The 18,170-nt window shown below is 73.0% G+C and carries 13 protein-coding genes; 9 read left to right on the top strand and 4 right to left on the bottom strand.

Translation table 11 applies throughout. From position 1 onward, the window contains the following. Positions 1 to 203: 203 nt before the first annotated feature. Positions 204 to 1,118: a lipase family alpha/beta hydrolase gene (locus IE278_RS06505; protein WP_189769632.1), complete on the bottom strand. Its 915-nt coding sequence runs from the start codon at positions 1,116 to 1,118 to the stop codon at positions 204 to 206. 554 nt (positions 1,119 to 1,672) lie between these two features. Between IE278_RS06505 and icmB the strand changes: the two genes are divergently transcribed. Next, the gene (gene icmB, locus IE278_RS06500) at positions 1,673 to 2,083 is read left to right on the top strand and encodes a coenzyme B12-dependent isobutyryl CoA mutase small subunit (RefSeq protein ID WP_189769631.1); all 411 of its coding nucleotides are present in this window, start codon (positions 1,673 to 1,675) and stop codon (positions 2,081 to 2,083) included. Between the two features lie 191 nt (positions 2,084 to 2,274). Here icmB and IE278_RS06495 read toward each other — a convergent pair whose 3' ends face one another. Both IE278_RS06495 and IE278_RS06490 read right to left on the bottom strand, forming a co-directional pair. Beyond that, on the bottom strand, positions 2,275 to 3,921 hold the full coding sequence (locus tag IE278_RS06495; RefSeq protein WP_189769630.1) for a DUF5691 domain-containing protein: 1,647 nt from the start codon (positions 3,919 to 3,921) through the stop codon (positions 2,275 to 2,277). A gap of 61 nt (positions 3,922 to 3,982) precedes the next feature. Then, entirely contained in the window at positions 3,983 to 5,335 is a 1,353-nt protein-coding gene (locus IE278_RS06490) for an SWIM zinc finger family protein (protein WP_189769629.1), read from the bottom strand. 134 nt (positions 5,336 to 5,469) lie between these two features. Here IE278_RS06490 and IE278_RS06485 point away from each other — a divergent pair, with 134 nt between their 5' ends. From IE278_RS06485 to sucD, 7 genes are all read left to right on the top strand, one after another. After that, entirely contained in the window at positions 5,470 to 6,603 is a 1,134-nt protein-coding gene (locus tag IE278_RS06485; protein WP_189769628.1) for an ATP-binding protein, read from the top strand. Continuing rightward, entirely contained in the window at positions 6,600 to 9,044 is a 2,445-nt protein-coding gene (locus tag IE278_RS06480; protein WP_189769627.1) for a DUF5682 family protein, read from the top strand. The genes IE278_RS06485 and IE278_RS06480 overlap by 4 nt, the downstream gene beginning before the upstream one ends. After that, positions 9,041 to 10,303, top strand: a complete 1,263-nt coding sequence (locus IE278_RS06475) for a VWA domain-containing protein (RefSeq protein WP_246570025.1) — start codon at positions 9,041 to 9,043, stop codon at positions 10,301 to 10,303. The genes IE278_RS06480 and IE278_RS06475 overlap by 4 nt, the downstream gene beginning before the upstream one ends. A 264-nt stretch (positions 10,304 to 10,567) precedes the next feature. Continuing rightward, the gene (locus IE278_RS06470) at positions 10,568 to 11,452 is read left to right on the top strand and encodes a hypothetical protein (protein ID WP_189769625.1); all 885 of its coding nucleotides are present in this window, start codon (positions 10,568 to 10,570) and stop codon (positions 11,450 to 11,452) included. A gap of 267 nt (positions 11,453 to 11,719) precedes the next feature. Then, on the top strand, positions 11,720 to 12,082 hold the full coding sequence (locus IE278_RS06465; protein ID WP_189769623.1) for a hypothetical protein: 363 nt from the start codon (positions 11,720 to 11,722) through the stop codon (positions 12,080 to 12,082). 544 nt (positions 12,083 to 12,626) lie between these two features. After that, entirely contained in the window at positions 12,627 to 13,805 is a 1,179-nt protein-coding gene (gene sucC / locus IE278_RS06460) for an ADP-forming succinate--CoA ligase subunit beta (RefSeq protein WP_189769621.1), read from the top strand. Positions 13,806 to 13,826: 21 nt separating this feature from the next. Further along, positions 13,827 to 14,711: a succinate--CoA ligase subunit alpha gene (gene sucD / locus IE278_RS06455; RefSeq protein WP_107015729.1), complete on the top strand. Its 885-nt coding sequence runs from the start codon at positions 13,827 to 13,829 to the stop codon at positions 14,709 to 14,711. A 146-nt stretch (positions 14,712 to 14,857) separates the two neighbouring features. On the opposite strand, the gene IE278_RS06450 is transcribed toward sucD, so the two are convergent. Further along, positions 14,858 to 15,754: a SigE family RNA polymerase sigma factor gene (locus IE278_RS06450; RefSeq protein ID WP_246570023.1), complete on the bottom strand. Its 897-nt coding sequence runs from the start codon at positions 15,752 to 15,754 to the stop codon at positions 14,858 to 14,860. A gap of 114 nt (positions 15,755 to 15,868) precedes the next feature. Here IE278_RS06450 and IE278_RS43160 point away from each other — a divergent pair, with 114 nt between their 5' ends. Beyond that, complete coding sequence (locus IE278_RS43160) at positions 15,869 to 18,145, top strand: cell division protein PerM (protein WP_373311928.1); 2,277 nt, start codon at positions 15,869 to 15,871, stop codon at positions 18,143 to 18,145. The last annotated feature ends 25 nt before the right edge of the window (positions 18,146 to 18,170 follow it).

Raw genomic sequence — 18,170 nt, 5'->3', positions numbered from 1 at the left:
GAAAGGGGCATTCGGATGCCTTTCGGCGGAGGATGGGCAGAGCTTTGGCCTTGCGTTCGATGAACGTTCGAAGAAAAGACGCGTCTGGAGGCGAACTCAGCTTCCGCTTAGTGCGCTTGCCGCCGCTCCCCGTTGCCCCGGTTCGGGCGGAACGACTGCAGACGTCCGCTTCCGGTTGAGCCTCTGCGGGCAGGCACTCTCCGTCACGCCACTGTCAGGCCGCCGGTGTGAGCGGCGGCGCGGGCGGTTTCCTCCTCGACGTCCAGGGCCTGACGGATGCCGGCCGCGACCGCCGGGTGCACCGGCAAGGCGAGATGTCCGATGCCGCTCACGCGAACGTTCTGCGCGAGCAGATCCGGGTGCTCGATGCACGCCGTCTCCAGCGGGACCATCAGCTGGTCGAGGTCGCTCCAGAAACTCACGAACCGCGTACGGCAGTGCGGGGCGGGCTTGCGCAGCTCTTCGAGTACACCGGAGCCCGGGCGCATCTGCCGGATGATCGGGTGCGCGTTCATCAGCGGCACGACGCGGGTGCCCGCGTGCGGGGTGCCCAGGGTGACCAGGGTCCGGACGCGGACGTCACCGCCCAGGCGCTGCACGTAATAGCGCGCGATCAGTCCACCGAGGCTGTGGCCGACGATGTCCACCTGCTGGCGGCCGGTGCGCTCGCAGATCTCCTCGATGTGCCGGCCGAGCAGCTCGGCGGCGGTCCGTATGTCGCAGGTCAGCGGAGAGTAGTTGAGCGACTCGATCTGCTGCCTGCCGTGCTGGGCCAGGGAGCGGCGCAGCAGTACGAAGACCGAGCGGTTGTCTATGAAGCCGTGCAGCAGGACGACGGGGGGCTTGTCCGGGGTGGGCAGCCGGGCGGCGTCGGCGGTGCCGTCCGCGCCGTCCATGCCGAGGTCCGGGTCGGGCAGGTCCGCCAGGGACTGGGTCGGGATCGGGGACCGGCGGCGCTCCGGGGTGATGCCGGAGGGGTAGAGGACGAGATGGCCGGCGAGGATCGCGATCTCCAGGGCCGTCGCCTTCAGCAGCGTCAGTGAGAGCCCGGCCAGCCTGGTGGGGAGCAGGCGCTGGCAGAGTGGAAGAAGGGGCAGCAGTGCCCTGGTGACCTTCATGGCCGACCTCCCGTCGGCGCACGGCAGGAACCCTCTGTCCCCCGTGTGCCCTCGTGGGAAGCCGATGGATGAGGAAGGCGACGGTGCACGTGCGGCGTGGGTGACGCCGGTGGAGCGACGGGGTGCCCGTCGTCGTGCGATCGCCGATGCGCCGCACCACCCCGTCGCGCGGCTGACGGCGCGGAGGTGCGGAGACCTCGTAGCGGTTTCCCTTGCGCCCGTCCCGGGTGCGAACCGTGTGTCGCGGTGTGCGGGATCGATGCGCTGCGAACTTGTCCCACCGTGTGATTTCCCCCTCGGTCTCCACCGCGAAACTGCCGGTTGCGGGATGGTGGAGATAACGTTCGTTCACTTCCCCGGACCGTGCGGTGCGGGGCGGTCGTGCCGGGCAGGTCCGGGATGCATGCTTGGGATGGGCGCGGTGGCGGCTGGTCGCCGTCGCGGCCCGTCGGTGCGGACGCAGCAGCAGGTGTGGGTGCAGGTGCAGGTGGGGCGACCGTCCCTGGTCGGAACAGATCTCTGCAGATCGGTGTAGTCGGTTCATGGAGGCAGTGATGGGTGTGGCAACCGGTCCGATCCGCGTGGTGGTGGCCAAGCCGGGGCTCGACGGACACGATCGCGGGGCGAAGGTGATCGCGCGGGCCCTGCGGGACGCGGGTATGGAGGTCATCTACACCGGCCTCCACCAGACGCCCGAGCAGATCGTGGGTACGGCGATCCAGGAGGACGCCGACGCGATCGGGCTGTCCATCCTGTCCGGCGCGCACAACACGCTGTTCGCCGCGGTCATCGAGCTCCTGAAGGAGCGCGACGCCGCGGACATCAAGGTGTTCGGCGGCGGGATCATCCCGGAGGCGGACATCGCGCCGCTCAAGGAGAAGGGCGTCGCCGAGATCTTCACGCCCGGGGCCACGACCACGGCCATCGTGGACTGGGTGCGGGCGAACGTGCGCCAGCCTGTCTGAGGCGCCGCCGGGACGGCGGGGTGGCCGGGGTGAGCGGGCGGGTGCCGGTTGCCCGTGGCTGGTCGCGCGGTTCCCCGCGCCCCTAGGGGGTTGCGGGTGCCGGCGGGTGGTCTGGTGCGGCCGGTCGGTGTGAGGGTGCGGGTTGCTCTCGGCTGGTCGCGCAGTTCCCCGTGCCCCTTGGCAGGCGCCCGTTACGGCTGGGTCAGTTCGTTCTGGATGGCTGCTCTCAGGCGCAGCGTGGTGACCAGGCGTTGGAAGGATTCGGCCCAGTAACCCCCGGCGCCCGGAGCCGCGTTCTCCGATTCGTCGGGGACGGCTGTGAGCGCTTCGAGGCGGACGGCCTCCGCCGGATCCAGACAGCGCTCGGCCAGTCCCATGACCCCGCTGAAACTCCATGGATAACTCCCCGCGTCCCGCGCGATGTTGAGCGCGTCCACCACCGCCCGCCCCAACGGGCCGGCCCAGGGCACCGCGCACACCCCGAGCAGCTGAAACGCCTCCGACAGTCCGTGCACGGCTATGAATCCCGCCACCCACTCGGCCCGCTCCTCGGCGCCCAACGTGCCGAGCAGCTTCGCCCGCTCGGCCAGGGACACCGCTCCCGGCCCGCCCGCCTCCGGCGCCGCCGGTGTTCCCAGCAGCGCTCTGGACCAGGAAGGGTCCCGCTGCCGCACCGCCGCCCGGCACCACGCGGCATGCAGCTCGTCCTGCCAGTCGTCGGCCACGGGCAGCGCCACGATCTCCTCCGGTGTGCGTCCCCCGAGCCGCCGCGACCAGGTGCCGAGCGGGGCCGCCTCTACCAACTGGCCCAGCCACCACGACCGTTCGCCGCGGCCGGCCGGAGCCTTGGCCACCACGCCGTCGCGCTCCATGCCGGGATCGCACTCGTGCGGCGCCTCCACCGCTATCGTCGGCGTGCCGTGCGTATGGTCGACCGCGACGCAGGACCCGGCCCGCTCCGCCATCCGACCGGCGAGGGCCGAGCCGGGCAGCGCGGACAGCAGCTCCGCCGCGGTGGCCCGCACATTGCGGCTCCGGTCGGCCAATGCCCGTTCCAGGAAGGGCTCGTCCGCCGCACGCAGACCCGTGCGCAACGAGTCGAGGAACATCAGCCGGTCCTCGGCCCGCTCCGACGCCCATGTCCCGGCGAGCAGGTCCCGCGCGGCCTCCGCGTCCCGTGCCCGGACCGCCGCCAGCAGCGCGACCCGCTCGGCGAACAGCCCCTCCTCCCACAACGCGCGCACCCGCTCCGGCTCCTCGGGCCCGGGCAGTACGGCACCGCCGCCCGGCGCCGCCCGCAGCGCGAACCGCCAGTCCGCGTTCAGCCGGGCCAGCCACAGTGCGCGCGGCCCCGCGAACGCCAGCACCGCCGGCCGGATGTCCGTACGCCCCCGGGCCGCGTCCAGCAGAGCGGGCAGCGCCTGTGGAGGAGCCGCGAAACCCCGCCGGTTCGCCGTGGCGAGCCACTGCGGCAGCAGCTCCATGAGGTCGGGGGCCGTCCCCCGGCGGCCGCCGCTCCCCGCGCCCGGCCGGTCGGCGAGCAGCATCGTCAGCCGGCGTGCCGCGGCCGGCGGGAGCGCGGGACGGGAATCCACGGCCGCGGGCTCGATACGGGCCGCGGCCCGGCCCGGCCGCATTCCGGCTCGTCTCCGCACGGTCTCCACGGCCGCCGCGTCCAGCAGTGCCGTCGGTGCGTCGCGCCGGGACGTGACCCCCGGTGGCGTACGGCGCGTGGTCCCCAGCAGCGCCACGGTCACGAGCTCCTCCCAATGGCTCCCGGCGGACGCCTCCGTGGCAGCGGGAGCAGGAGTGGGGGAGGGGGCAGGGGTGCTGGTCATGGGCGTCCCTTTCGTAGGGGGCGAGTCGTCGGGGAGTCGAGGAGGCCGGCGCGCGGTGCCGTCAGCACAGGGTCACCGCCTCGCCCGGACCCTCCGGCCAGGCCGTGAGAGGGGAGAAGCCGCGGTGGCCGCACTCTCCGAAGACCGTCACCGGAGCGCCGCCGGAGAGGGCGACCAGGCGCCACAGACCGGAGCGTGACCGGGCGGCCGGAGTGAGCGGCAGGGCGAACTCTCCGTCGGCGTCCGCCAGCTGCCAGTCGTCGCCGTCCGGAGTCGGTATGACGCGGGCGAGGGTCGCGGGCCGGGACTCCAGCCACGGGTCGTCCCGGAGCGCCTCGCCGTACTGGGCCACGGCCCGCGCCACATCCACCCCGGGCGGCCGGAACTCCGTGGGCGCCGGAGCGGCGAACTGCTCACCCAGAGCCACCCGCAACTGCCCCGCGCCCGGATACGCGGACAGCTCCGCGTCCAACGTCAGCCCGACGGGCAACGTCAGCTCCGGCGCGCGCCCGGCGGCCCCGTAGGAGAGGAGCAGGGCCGTGCGCCCCGAGTCGGCCCCGTACAGCCAGATACGGCGGGTGGTGAGGCGGCTGTCCGCGGTGTCGTACTGGGCCAGGACCAGCCACCGGTCACGCACCGGCGGTCCTTCGGCCGAGCCGGGCAGCCCGATCCGGGAACGGACCGTCGCGGCCAGCCCGTCGGGCAGCGCGGCACGGCGCAGCCACCCCTGGTCGAGGAGGTGGAGCAGCGCGCACTCCTCCAGCAGCCGCACGGGCCAGCCGGGCCCCGACGACGGTATCGCCCCCAACTCCCGTACGCGCGCGGCCAGTCCCGGTGCCTGCGCGTCGACCATGCGGGCCGCTGTCTCCTCCCACAGCCCGTACCCCCGCTGTTCCGCCGAGGCCAGACCGCCCCGCAGCAGATCGGTCAGCCGCTGCTCCAGCTCCGACGCCCCCGCGGTGATCCACTCGGCCCGCCGCTCCGACCTGCGCCGCGCCGCCTCCGGATCACCCGCGGACGGCGAACCGGCCGCGCCCTCGGCCCGCTTGTCGTCCGCGCGCTTGCGCCTGCCCTCGATCCACTCGTCCGCCCAGTCCGGCGCCTGCCCCCGCGGCACCGCGCCGTCCTCGCCGGCCCAGAGCAGCAGCAGCCCCAGCGCGTGCTTGCACGGGAACTTGCGGCTCGGGCAACTGCACTTGTACGCGGGCCCGGTGGAGTCCGCGATGTCGATCACCGTCCGGTACGGCTTGCTGCCGCTTCCCCTGCACAGACCCCATACCGTCCCCTCCTCGGAACTGCCCGCCTCCGACCACGGCCCGGCCGCGCCGAGCTTGCTGCCCGCCTTGCGTGACGCGGTGTCAGGCGCCAGTGCCAGCACCTGATCCGCCGTCCAGCGCACCCCCTGCTGAGTCATGTGACCGAAGGTAGATCCCGCCACTGACAATCGCCTGTGACGGCTGCGTTTGCGCAGGTCAGAGCCGATTGTCAGTGGCGTGGTGCACGGTGGTACCAGATCCGAACCGGCCGAGCCGCAAGGGGGACCGCTCCATGTCCGTGTCCGTCGACCCGAACCACCACCAGTCCGTGTCCGTGCCGGACAAGGCTGAGGAGTTGCGGCCGCACGCCGAGGACGCGTTCGCCTCCGAACTCGCCGCGCTGGCCGCGCAGGACGACCGCCCGCGGCCCGCCCGCTGGCGGATGTCACCGTGGGCCGTCGCGACGTACCTGCTGGGCGGCACGCTGCCGGACGGCACGGTGATCACGCCGAAGTACGTGGGACCGCGCCGCATCGTCGAGGTGGCCGTGACCACGCTCGCCACCGACCGGGCGCTGCTCCTGCTCGGCGTACCCGGCACGGCGAAGACGTGGGTGTCCGAGCATCTGGCGGCGGCGGTCAGCGGCGACTCCACCCTCCTCGTGCAGGGCACGGCCGGCACGCCCGAGGAGGCGATCCGCTACGGCTGGAACTACGCGCAGCTGCTCGCGCACGGACCGAGCCGGGACGCGCTGGTGCCCAGCCCGGTCATGCGGGCCATGGCCGAGGGGATGACGGCCCGGGTCGAGGAGCTGACCCGCATCCCCGCCGACGTACAGGACACGCTCATCACGATCCTGTCGGAGAAGAACCTGCCCATCCCCGAGTTGAACTCGGAGGTACAGGCCGTCCGGGGCTTCAACCTCATCGCGACGGCCAACGACCGCGACCGCGGGGTGAACGACCTGTCGAGCGCCCTGCGCCGCCGCTTCAACACGGTGGTCCTGCCCCTGCCGGAGAGCGCCGACGCCGAGGTCGACATCGTCTCGCGCCGCGTCGACCAGATCGGCCGCTCCCTGGACCTGCCGTCCGTGCCCGACGGCATCGACGAGATCCGCCGCGTCGTCACCGTCTTCCGCGAGCTGCGCGACGGCGTCACGGCCGACGGCCGTACGAAGCTCAAGTCGCCCAGCGGCACGCTGTCCACCGCCGAGGCGATCTCCGTCGTCACCAGCGGCCTCGCCCTCGCCGCGCACTTCGGGGACGGCGTCCTGCGCGCCGGGGACGTGGCGGCGGGCATCCTCGGCGCCGTCGTCCGCGACCCGGCGGCCGACCGCGTCATCTGGCAGGAGTACCTGGAGGCGGTCGTCCGCGAGCGCGACGGCTGGAAGGACTTCTACCGGGCGTGCCGGGAGGTGAGCGCGTGAGCGAGCGTGCGGCAGGGAGCGAGGCGGGGGTCCGCCGGCCGCCCGGGCCTCTGCTGCTCGGGGTGCGCCACCACGGGCCCGGCTCGGCGCGGGCCGTACGGGCGGCACTCGACGCGGCCTGCCCGCGCGTGGTGCTCCTCGAAGGGCCGCCGGAGGCCGACGCGTTGATCGCGCTCGCCGCCGACGAGGACATGCGGCCGCCCGTCGCGCTCCTCGCGCATGTCGTGGACGAGCCGGGGCGGTCGGCGTTCTGGCCGCTCGCCGAGTTCTCACCGGAGTGGGTGGCCATCCGCTGGGCCCTGGAGCACGGGGTACCGGCCCGCTTCATCGACCTCCCGGCCACGCACACGCTCGCCCGGGAGGACAAGGACGAGGAAGAGAAGGAAGACGTGGCGGAGGGCGAGGGAGAGCCGGGGGAGCCTGACGGGGCTCTTTCCGAACCCGCCCGGGCCGTGCGGATCGACCCGCTCGCCGTGCTCGCCGAGACCGCCGGATACGACGACCCCGAGCGGTGGTGGGAGGACGTGATCGAGCACCGGGGGGCGCGGGCAGAGGACGCGTTCGCACCGTTCGAGGTGCTCGGCGAGGCCATGGAGGCGCTGCGGGAGGTCTACGGGACGGGGGGACACGACCGGGATCTCGTGCGCGAGGCGTACATGCGGCTCCAGGTGCGGGCGGCGCAGCGGGAGTTCGAGGACGACGTCGCCGTGGTCTGCGGTGCGTGGCACGTGCCCGCGCTGCGGCAGCGGACCACCGTCGCCGCCGACCGGGCCCTGCTCAAGGGGCTGCCCAAGGTGAAGGCCGACATGACCTGGGTGCCCTGGACCCACCGGCGGCTCTCGCGCGTGAGTGGTTACGGAGCGGGCATCGACTCGCCCGGCTGGTACGGGCATCTGTTCGCCGCCGCCGACCGCCCCATCGAGCGCTGGATGACGAAGGTGGCCCGGCTGCTGCGGGACGAGGGCCGGCCCGTGTCCTCCGCGCACGTCATCGAGGCGGTGCGGCTCGCCGACACGCTCGCGGCCATGCGGGGCCGCCCCCTGCCGGGCCTCACCGAGACCACCGACGCCGTACGGGCGGTGATGTGCGAAGGCTCGGACGTACCGCTCGCGCTCGTGCACGACCGGCTCGTCGTCGGTGACGTGCTGGGCGAGGTGCCCGCTTCGGCGCCCGCCGTTCCGCTCCAGCGTGACCTCGCCCGGCTCCAGCGACGGCTGCGGCTCAAGCCGGAGGCGCAGGAGAGAGAACTGGAGCTCGACCTGCGCAAGGAGACCGACGGTGGACGCAGCAGACTGCTGCACCGGCTGCGCCTCCTCGGCGTCGGGTGGGGAGAGCCGGTCGCGTCACGCGGCAGCACGGGTACGTTCCGGGAGACCTGGCGGCTGCACTGGGAGCCGGAACTCGCGGTGCGCGTCGCCGAGGCGGGGGTGTGGGGTACGACGGTGATCGCCGCCGCGACCGCCAAGGCCGAGACGGACGCGGTCGGCGCACGCTCACTGGCCGAGGTCACGGGCCTCGCCGAGCGTTGCCTCCTCGCCGAACTCCCGGACGCCCTCCCGGTGGTGATGCGGGTCCTCGCCGACCGGGCCGCCCTGGACGCCGACGTCGGCCACCTCGCCCAGGCGCTGCCCGCCCTCGTCCGCTCCCTGCGCTACGGCGACGTACGCGGCACGGGCACCCAGGCCCTGGCCGAGGTCGCGGCGGGCCTCGCGGAGCGGGTCTTCGTCGGGCTGCCCCCGGCGTGCGCCGCCCTCGACGCGGAGGCCGCCGAGGAGATGCGAGGCCATGTCGACGCCGTACACGGCGCGGTGGGACTCCTCGCCGAGGGAGCCGAGGGGGCTGCGGGAGACGCGGACGACTCCCGCTCCGGCATACGCGGCCGGTGGCACTCCGTGCTGGGCACGCTGTCCGCGCGGGACACGGTTCCGGGCGTCGTGCGGGGGCGGGCCGTCCGGTTGCTGCTGGACGACGGGGAGCTGGGGCAGGAGGAGGCGGCCCGGCTCATGGGGCTCGTCCTGTCACCGGGGACCGCACCCGGCGACGCGGCGGCATGGATCGAGGGGTTCGTCGGCGGGGGATCGGGGGGCGGCATGCTGCTCGTGCACGACGAACGGCTGCTCGGCCTGGTCGACTCCTGGCTGACCGGTGTGCCGGGGGACGCGTTCACCGACGTGCTCCCGCTGCTGCGGCGCACCTTCTCGGAGTACGAGCCCGGAGTGCGCCGCACCCTCGGCGAACTGGTCCGGCGCGGGCCGGGACCGCGCGGCAGCGTCGCGGACACCGTCTCCGGGACCCCCGGCTTCGGCCCCGACCTGGACGAGGACCGCGCCGGCGCCGTACTGCCGGTGCTGCGCCTGCTGCTGGGGCTGGACGAGACCGACGGCGATGTCGGTGATGTCGGTGACCGAGGGAACAACGACCTTGTGGGGGCGGGCCGATGAGCACGACGGGAGCGGTGAGCGCGGGAGCGGCCGACCGGGACGCCCGGACCGAGGCGACCGACCGGACCGAGGGGGCCGAGGTGACCGACCCCGCCGGTGGCACCGACGAGCGGCTTCGGCGTTGGCGGCTCGTGCTGGGCGGGGAGGACGCGGACGGTACGGGCTGCGCGCTCACCGGACAGGACGCCGCGATGGACGGGACGCTCGGCGCGCTGTACGGGAACGGGAAGGGCGGCAGGGCGCGGGCGGGGCAGGAGCGTTCGGCGGGGCTCGGGGCGTCCGCGCCGGCCGTCGCCCGATGGCTGGGCGACATCCGGACGTACTTCCCGTCCTCCGTCGTCCAGGTCATGCAGCGGGACGCCATCGACCGCCTCGGCCTGTCCACGCTGCTCCTGGAGCCGGAGATGCTGGAGGCCGTGGAGGCGGACGTCCACCTGGTCGGCACCCTGCTGTCGCTGAACAAGGCGATGCCCGAGACGACCAAGGAGACGGCACGGGCGGTCGTCCGCAAGGTGGTCGAGGACCTGGAGAAGCGGCTCGCGACCCGCACCCGGGCGACTCTCACGGGGGCGCTCGACCGCAGTGCGCGTATCAGTCGGCCGCGCCATCAGGACATCGACTGGAACCGCACCATCGCGGCCAACCTCAAGCACTATCTGCCCGAGTACCGCACGATCGTGCCCGAGCGGCTCATCGGCTACGGGCGGGCCTCGCAGTCGGTGAAGAAGGAGGTCGTCCTCTGCATCGACCAGTCGGGCTCGATGGCGGCGTCGGTCGTGTACGCGTCGGTGTTCGGCGCGGTCCTCGCCTCGATGCGGTCCATCGACACGCGGCTCGTCGTCTTCGACACGGCGGTCGTCGACCTCACCGACCAGCTCGACGACCCGGTCGACGTCCTCTTCGGCACGCAACTCGGCGGCGGCACGGACATCAACAGGGCGCTGGCGTACTGCCAGTCGCAGATAACCCGCCCCGCCGACACCGTGGTCGTGCTGATCAGCGACCTCTACGAAGGGGGCATCCGGAACGAGATGCTGAAGCGGGTCGCCGCGATGAAGGCGTCGGGAGTGCAGTTCGTGACGTTGCTCGCGCTGTCCGACGAGGGGGCCCCGGCGTACGACCGTGAGCACGCGGCGGCGCTGGCGGGGCTTGGCGCACCAGCGTTCGCCTGCACGCCCGACCTCTTTCCGGAGGTGATGGCGGCGGCGATCGAGAAGCGCCCGCTGCCGATACCGGACACCGGCAGTCCGGCGCGGTAGGCACGGCAGAGAGGGGGAGAGCGGGTGGGGGTGGGGAGGGCGACGGAAAAAGCGGACATGAGTATCCATCGGTAACAGGGGGCTTGCGCTACCTCGGGAGTCCCGTGCAAGGATCGGCGGGTCTTTGGGGCGTGCAGCCTTGTGGCCGCGCCCCACCCCGCTCCGTCTTGTCCCTCCGTACGGGAGGCTCTGCCCGCCTTGGCTCTGTCAGCCGTACTGCCTGGTACCGCTCCGCGTGAGACGCGTGGAGCGGCGGGGCGGCGTGTGCTGCAAGTGGTGTTGTGGGTGGGCGGGTTGTTCGTGCTGGGGCTCCTCTGCGGGCAGCAGGCGCATGCGGCGGACGGTGTCGCGCCGGCCAAGGGGCCGGGGGAACTCGTCCGTTCGGTGACGAGTTCGGCCAGGCAGTCGCCGGACTCGGACTCGCGGCCCGTGACCGACGAAGTCCAGCGCGTCGTACGGCCGGTCACCGAGGACGTCGTACGCCCGGTCACCGGGCACGTCGTACCGTCGGCCGCCGGGCACGTGGTGCAACCCATCGGTGATCTGGTGGATCAGATCACCGACGGAATAGCCGACGGGATAGGCGAGGGCGTCGTCGAGCAGCCGGGGCCGCCGCAGTGGTGGCCGTCGGTGCCTCAACTGCCGACGCTGCCCGGTGTTCCCGAGTTGCCGGAGCTGCCGGAGTCGCCAGGGCTGCCACTGCCCGCGGTTCCCGGGCAGACCCTGCCGGTCGGTTCGGTGGCGGAGCCGCAGCAGTCCGGCGACGCTTCGGACCAGCGGCAGGCAGCCGAGAAGCAGTCGGGCGGCGAGAGCGGGGCGGACGGCGCGGCGCTGTACGGGCCGCGGTTCGCCGGTGGTGCCGTGGCGGTCGGTGACGACGTGCGCGACCAGGGGCACGCCCGGAGCGCCCGGAATACCCAGGTGACGGGGGCGGTTCAGGCGCCCGTGCACCAGGTGCCCGACGGTGCCCCCGCGGGTGCGTTGACGCGTCATTCCGCCGTCGACAACGGGTCGCCGAGGCACGGTGACGCGCAGGCCGTCACGTTGGACGAGAGGGCCCGGCCCACGCTGGTGCCCGGCGCCGCCGCGGACGTCACCGCGGGCGGACTCCGGGACCGGCACCGGGACATTCCGGCGTTCCCCGGCTAGAGCCGGCCTTCCCCCTCCGCCGAACAGGTCTGTCCGTCGGCCCGGAGAGCGCGCCCGTCCCGGCGTGGCGACCTTCCGGAGATCCGGCCCCTCTTCAGCAGCCCTCGGCAGACGCCCCGCAGACGTCGCCCAGACGCCGTGCGGACGTGCCGCAGCCGTTCCGAATTTCTCGGTATCCGAAGGATCTGACGTACGCATGCGCAAGAACATTCGCCGTTCCCTCGTCATAACCGCCCGCGTCACCTCGTCGGCACGACGGTGGGCGGCGTGGTCCCCGTCGCGGTGCGGCCCGTCGAGGAGACCGTCGGGCAGTACGGCCGGCACATCCGGTCCGTCCAGCCCGTCGTGGACGGAGTGGGCGGCAGTGCCACGACGCTTGCGTACGGGGTGACGGGTGACATCCGGCCGTTCGCGTACGGCGTGGCCGACGAGGCCGGGGAGGTCGCCCCGGTCGCGGCCGGGACGGTCGGACGGACCGGTTCCGTCGTCCGTGACCTGACCGGAACCGTCGAGTCCGCCGCTGCCGTCCCGCTGGCCGCGAACGCGGTCGGTGGCGTCCAGGACGTGGCCGAGTCCGTCACGCCGAGCTGTCTGCCGACCGGCCGAGGCGGTTCCGCGTACGGCGTCTGATGACCCCCGTCGTACGGCCGAGCCCGGTGGCCGACCGGCCGGCAGGCCGTACGACACCCCGTCCGAAGTGCACTCGAACTCACCCGCAGCGCGCTCGATGCGCACTCGATGCGCACCGGAACCGCTTCGGGCTCGCTTCGGACTCGCTTCGGACCCCTCCGACTCCGCAGGGCGCAGGCCCGTACGGCCGAAATCCGTTCGGTCCGGCCGGGCACGGCCCCGCGGTCCGGGGCGGCGGTCCTCATTGGGGTGAGGACCGCCGCCCCACGCCCCTCAGGTCCGTTTCAGGGGCTGTTCGACGGGCCTCACCAGGCAAACCCCAGCCTGGTGAGGCCCTTTACTCTGGCAATCTGTGACCGTAATCACCGCCCAGGTGTGATCTGCGATTTACGACCCCACCACCGGCGGGGATAACCTGCGAGACGGACATGCCGCGTGTAGGCCTCCGTGCTCACGCCCTCCTTGTGACCGCGCAGTCACGTTGCCCTCGCGGCACGCCCACGCAGACAACGAACCGCGAATTACCTGATAGGGACGGACGCGCGTGGACCTGTTCGAGTACCAGGCGAGGGACCTCTTCGCCAAGCACGGTGTACCGGTGCTGGCCGGTGAAGTCATCGACACGCCTGAAGGGGCGCGCGCGGCGACCGAGCGACTTGGCGGCAAGTCCGTCGTCAAGGCGCAGGTCAAGGTCGGTGGCCGCGGCAAGGCCGGCGGCGTGAAGCTGGCCGGCACCCCGGACGAGGCCGTCGCTCGCGCGACGGACATTCTCGGCATGGACATCAAGGGCCACACGGTCCACAAGGTGATGATCGCCGAGACGGCCCCGGAGATTCTTGAGGAGTACTACGTCTCGTACCTCCTCGACCGCACGAACCGCACCTTCCTCGCCATGGCGTCCGTACAGGGCGGCATGGACATCGAGGAGGTCGCGGAGAAGACCCCCGAGGCCCTCGCGAAGGTCCCGGTCGACGCCGTCGAGGGCGTTTCGATCGAGAAGGCCCGCGAGATCGTGGCCCTGGCGAAGTTCCCGGCCGAGGTGGCCGAGCAGGTCGCCGAGATCCTCGTGACCCTGTGGAACACCTTCGTCGCCGAGGACGCCCTCCTTCTTGAGGTCAACCCCCTCGCCAAGGTCGCCTCCGGTGCCGTTCTGGCGCTGGACGGGAAGGTCTCCCTGGACGAGAACGCGGAGTTCCGCCAGGCGGACCACGCGGCTCTCGAGGACAAGGACTCCGCCAACCCGCTCGAGGCCGCCGCCAAGGCGAAGAACCTCAACTACGTCAAGCTCGACGGCGAGGTCGGCATCATCGGCAACGGCGCGGGTCTCGTCATGAGCACCCTCGACGTCGTCGCGTACGCCGGTGAGAACCACGGTGGCGTGAAGCCGGCCAACTTCCTCGACATCGGCGGCGGCGCCTCCGCCGCGGTCATGGCGAACGGCCTGGAGATCATCCTCGGCGACCCGGACGTCAAGTCCGTCTTCGTCAACGTCTTCGGTGGCATCACCGCCTGTGACGAGGTCGCCAACGGCATCGTCCAGGCGCTGCAGCTGCTCGCCGACAAGGGCGAGGAAGTCACCAAGCCGCTGGTCGTGCGTCTCGACGGCAACAACGCCGAGCTGGGTCGCAAGATCCTCTCCGACGCCAACCACCCGCTGGTGCAGCGCGTGGACACCATGGACGGCGCGGCCGACAAGGCCGCCGAGCTCGCGGCCGCGAAGTAAGGGACGAGGGACAGAACAGCCATGGCTATCTTCCTCAACAAGGACAGCAAGGTCATCGTCCAGGGCATGACCGGCGCCACGGGCATGAAGCACACCAAGCTCATGCTCGCTGACGGCACGAACATCGTCGGCGGTGTGAACCCGCGCAAGGCCGGCACGTCGGTCGACTTCGACGGCACCGACATCCCCGTCTTCGGCACGGTCGCCGAGGCCATCGAGAAGACGGGCGCCAACGTGTCCGTCCTCTTCGTGCCGCCGGCCTTCTCCAAGGCCGCCGTCGTCGAGGCCATCGACGCCGAGATCCCCCTCGCGGTCGTCATCACCGAGGGCATCGCCGTCCACGACTCCGCCGCCTTCTGGGCGTACGCGAAGTCGAAGGGCAACAAGACCCGCATCATCGGCCCGAACTGCCCCGGTCTCATCACCCCGGGCCAGTCCAACGCCGGCATCATCCCGGGCGACATCACGAAGCCGGGCCGTATCGGCCTGGTCTCGAAGTCCGGCACGCTGACGTACCAGATGATGTACGAGCTGCGTGACATCGGCTTCTCGTCGGCCGTCGGCATCGGTGGCGACCCGGTCATCGGGACGACCCACATCGACGCGCTCGCCGCGTTCGAGGCCGACCCCGACACCGACCTGATCGTCATGATCGGTGAGATCGGCGGCGACGCCGAGGAGCGTGCGGCGGACTACATCGCGAAGAACGTGACGAAGCCGGTCGTCGGCTACGTCGCGGGCTTCACCGCACCCGAGGGCAAGACCATGGGCCACGCCGGTGCCATCGTCTCCGGTTCCTCCGGCACGGCCGCCGCGAAGAAGGAGGCCCTTGAGGCCGCCGGCGTCAAGGTCGGCAAGACGCCGACCGAGACGGCGAAGCTGGCCCGCGCCATCCTCGCCGGCTGACCAGCCGGATTCACCGCTCGACATTACGCCGACGGGCCCGCACCCCCACCAGGGGCGCGGGCCCGTCCGCGGTGCCGGGGACGGCCGCTCTCGGCAGCGTTGCCGGACGGTCGCTCTCGACCCCGCTGCCGGACGGGCGGTCGCTCTCAGCGTGATTGCGGCAGGAGCCTCTCCGGGCCCTCGCCGAACATGCCGCGCAGTTTGGCGCGCAGCTCCAGGTCCCCCGCCGACAGCGGGGCGGGGCCGGACCGCGGCGGAACTCCGGGCACCTTCGTGGCCGGGGCCTGCGGAGCCTCGTAATGATCGGGGGCCGTATGCAGCGTGAACGCGGTGGACCCGATGATCAGGACCGTGAAGGCGATGGCCGCGCGCGTCCAGCGGCGGGCGCGGCGCTCGCTGCCCGAGCGCACGACGACCGGCTTCGGAGCGGTCCGCAGCCGTTCCGTGCCGCCGAGCTCCGCGAGCCGCCGCCGCAGCTCCTCCTTCTCCGCCAGTTCCGGGAGACGCCGGGCGACGGCCGCGCGTGCGTACAGCAGCCGGTTCGCCGCCGCCGGAGTGCTCGCCTCCGTCTCGGCAGCGGTCTCCGGGAGCCCGATGCCGACACCGTCGTAGAGGAGGAGGGTCCGCCGGTACACGGGCGGCAGGTTCAGCAGTACGGACAACAGCCGGCGGTCGTCCAGGGCGGCGGGCGGCGGCTCCGGGACCCGGTGGCGCAGCCGCAGCCGATGCCAGGGGGACATCGCGTACTCGTACGCCGCCGCCCGCACCCAGCCCGCCGGATCCCGGTCGACCGCCACCTCGGGCCAACGCTGCCACGCCAGTTGGAAGGCCCGCTCCACGGACTCCCGCGCCAGCTCACGCCGCCCGGTGAGCAGATACGCCTGCCGTACGAGGGCGGGGGCGGCGTACGCGTAGAGGGCGTCGAAGGCCTGAGCGGGCGTCAGGTCGGTGGCGGCGGCGCCATCGGTGGAGGCGCCGTCCGTGGCGGTGCCGCCGGTATCGGTGTCGGTAGCGGCGTCGGTGGGGGCAGCGGTCCGCGTCACCGGTCGCCCTTTCGTACGTAAAAGTACATAAAACGTATATTGAGCGACACATCCGAGGTTCGCCTGTTACGACGGGAAAGCGCGTGTCGTTGGGAGCATGGCGGCGTGACCCAGATGACCGATCGCAGCCCTGATAGCAGTCCGGACCGCGGCCCGGACCGCAGGCCGTCGTCGCCGCCGCTCGCCCTGCTGCGCGAACGGTCGCCCGGACTGGCCGCGGGCCTGGCCGGCGGCGCGCTCGCGGCGGGCCTCGGGCTGGCGGCGCTCGCCGTCCTCGTGACGGTCCTGTGGATCAGTTCGCCCTACCCCGACAGCGGTCCCGACGGGGCCCTGCACCTCGCCGCCGCGCTGTGGCTGCTGGCGCACGGCGCCGAACTCGTCCGTACGGACACGCTGTCCGGGGTACCCGCACCCATTGGTGTGACTCCGTTGCTCCTGGTCGCGCTGCCCGTATGGCTGCTGTACCGCGCGGGGCGCGACGCGGCGGACGGCAAGCCGGCCGACGGCGACGGGTCCGGGGCGCCGTCGTGCGCCGTTCGCGTGGCGTGGGCCGGAACCGTCACGGGCTACCTGGCGGTAGGCGCCGCCGCCGCGGTGTACGCCTCGGGCGGCGAACCGAGCCCGTCGTGGGCGTCCGTCGTCCTGTGGCCGCCCCTGCTCACGGTGGCCGCGGCGGGGGCGGGCGTCTGGACGGCGTACGGGCGACCGCTCGGGCCGCTGCCGCGGTCCCTGCGCCACGCTCTCGACACCCTTCACCTCGCGTCCACCACGTCGTTCCTCGGCGGGACGCGGTTCTCGGCCGCGGTACGCGCCGCGGGCGCCGGGGCCGCGGTGCTCGTGGGCGGCGGGGTCGTACTCGTCGGTACCTCGCTGGTGTGGCACGGCGGGTCGGCACGGCTGTCGTTCCTGCAGCTCACGGACAGCTGGTCGGGCCGTTTCGCGGTGCTGCTGCTGGCGCTGGCCCTCATCCCGAACGCGGCGGTGTGGGGAGCCGCGTACGCACTGGGCCCCGGTTTCGTGCTCGGGGCCGGGCACACGGCGGGGCCGTTGCTGTCGGACCCCGGCTCGCGGCTGCCCCCCTTCCCCCTGCTGGCGGCCCTTCCGGACGCCGGGCCCGGGACAGCGCCGAACTGGGCGGCGGGAGCCGTGCCGGTGGTGGCCGGCGTGGTGGTGGCGTGGTTCACGGTCGGGGCGGGCGTGCCGGGGCGCACGCGGGCGGACGGGGCGGGTGCGGCCCCGATGTCCGCACCGGCACCGGCATCGGCATCAGCACCAGCACCGATTCCGACTCCTGACGGGAGGGAGCGCGTGGCCTCGGCGGCGGCCCGGCGGGAGGCGGCCTGGTCGGCCGGGCGTACCGCCGGGGCCCTGGCGCTCGCGGCGGCCCTGTGCGGTCTGGCTCTCGGCGTCCTCGCCGCCATGGCGGGCGGGCCCCTCGGGGTGGCCGCGCTCGCCGACTTCGGCCCTGTCTGGTGGCAGACGGGGCCGGCCGCGGCGGCCTGGATCGCGGTGGTGGGCCTGCCGACGGGCCTGGCCCTGCGCGCCTGGCGCCTGCGCGAACCCCGGACACGGGCACCGCGCGCACGGTCCGCGGACTCGGGCGGCCTGCGGGGCTGGGCGCGCCGCGTACGGGGCTTCCGGATCGGGGGCCTTCGGGTACGGGGATCCCGAGTAACGGAATCTCGGGTACCGGAATCTCGAGTACCGGAATCTCGGGTACGGGGATCCCGGGTACGGGGACTCTGGGCTCGGCGCGTACGAGGCCCCGAGCGGTCCACCGATGGGCAGGCGCCCCAGGAACAGCCGACGGCGGAGCGGGCTACCGGGGAACGGGTGACAGGGGAGCGGACGAGTGGGGAACGGGCGACCGGGGAGCACTCGATCTACGAGTTCCTGGTCCATGAGCCCGCGGAGCCTTCGGGGAACGGCGGGAACGGGTCTGCGCCCCCAGAGCCTTCGGTGCGCGAGCCGCAGAGCCATTCGCCCGCACCCGTGCCGCCGACAGAGCCCAAGCCCATGCCTGCACCCCAGCCGACGCCCACGCCCTCGTCCTCGCTCAGGGAACCCTCCGACTCCGCCGAACCGGTGACCGGTCCCGGGCCGGCCCGCACTGCGGAGGAGCCGGATCCGCCCACGCGAACCTGCTGGTTCTCACGGTTCCGGCCCGGCCGGCACGTGGAGGGGAAGCCCGATGGAACCACCGGCAGCCGCACGAGCCGCACGGGCCGTACAACCCGCACGACCCCCGACCCCGACTTCGAGCCGTACGACTTCCTGCCGCCCTCCGACTCCTACGGCTCCCTCTGGCACGACGACCTCTCACGCGAGACCCGCTGGGAGGCGCTGAAGCAGGCGTCCACCCCGGTCGACCTGCCGGACCCCCCGGACTGACGACCGAACCGTCGGCCGGGGCGGC

This window comes from Streptomyces tauricus (assembly GCF_014650955.1).
In the GTDB taxonomy this organism is placed as follows: Bacteria; Actinomycetota; Actinomycetes; order Streptomycetales; family Streptomycetaceae; genus Streptomyces; species Streptomyces tauricus.
This window is presented reverse-complemented; position numbering and strand designations above follow the sequence as displayed.

What these genes read in the sequence shown, in the direction of transcription:
- IE278_RS06485 (WP_189769628.1), top strand. Translation starts at nt 5,470, where the DNA reads ATGTCCGTGTCCGTCGACCCGAACCACCACCAGTCCGTGTCCGTGCCG.
- IE278_RS43160 (WP_373311928.1), top strand. Translation starts at nt 15,869, where the DNA reads ATGACCGATCGCAGCCCTGATAGCAGTCCGGACCGCGGCCCGGACCGC.
- IE278_RS06495 (WP_189769630.1), bottom strand. Translation starts at nt 3,921, where the DNA reads ATGACCAGCACCCCTGCCCCCTCCCCCACTCCTGCTCCCGCTGCCACG.
- sucD (WP_107015729.1), top strand. Translation starts at nt 13,827, where the DNA reads ATGGCTATCTTCCTCAACAAGGACAGCAAGGTCATCGTCCAGGGCATG.
- icmB (WP_189769631.1), top strand. Translation starts at nt 1,673, where the DNA reads ATGGGTGTGGCAACCGGTCCGATCCGCGTGGTGGTGGCCAAGCCGGGG.
- IE278_RS06475 (WP_246570025.1), top strand. Translation starts at nt 9,041, where the DNA reads ATGAGCACGACGGGAGCGGTGAGCGCGGGAGCGGCCGACCGGGACGCC.
- IE278_RS06505 (WP_189769632.1), bottom strand. Translation starts at nt 1,118, where the DNA reads ATGAAGGTCACCAGGGCACTGCTGCCCCTTCTTCCACTCTGCCAGCGC.
- IE278_RS06490 (WP_189769629.1), bottom strand. Translation starts at nt 5,335, where the DNA reads ATGACTCAGCAGGGGGTGCGCTGGACGGCGGATCAGGTGCTGGCACTG.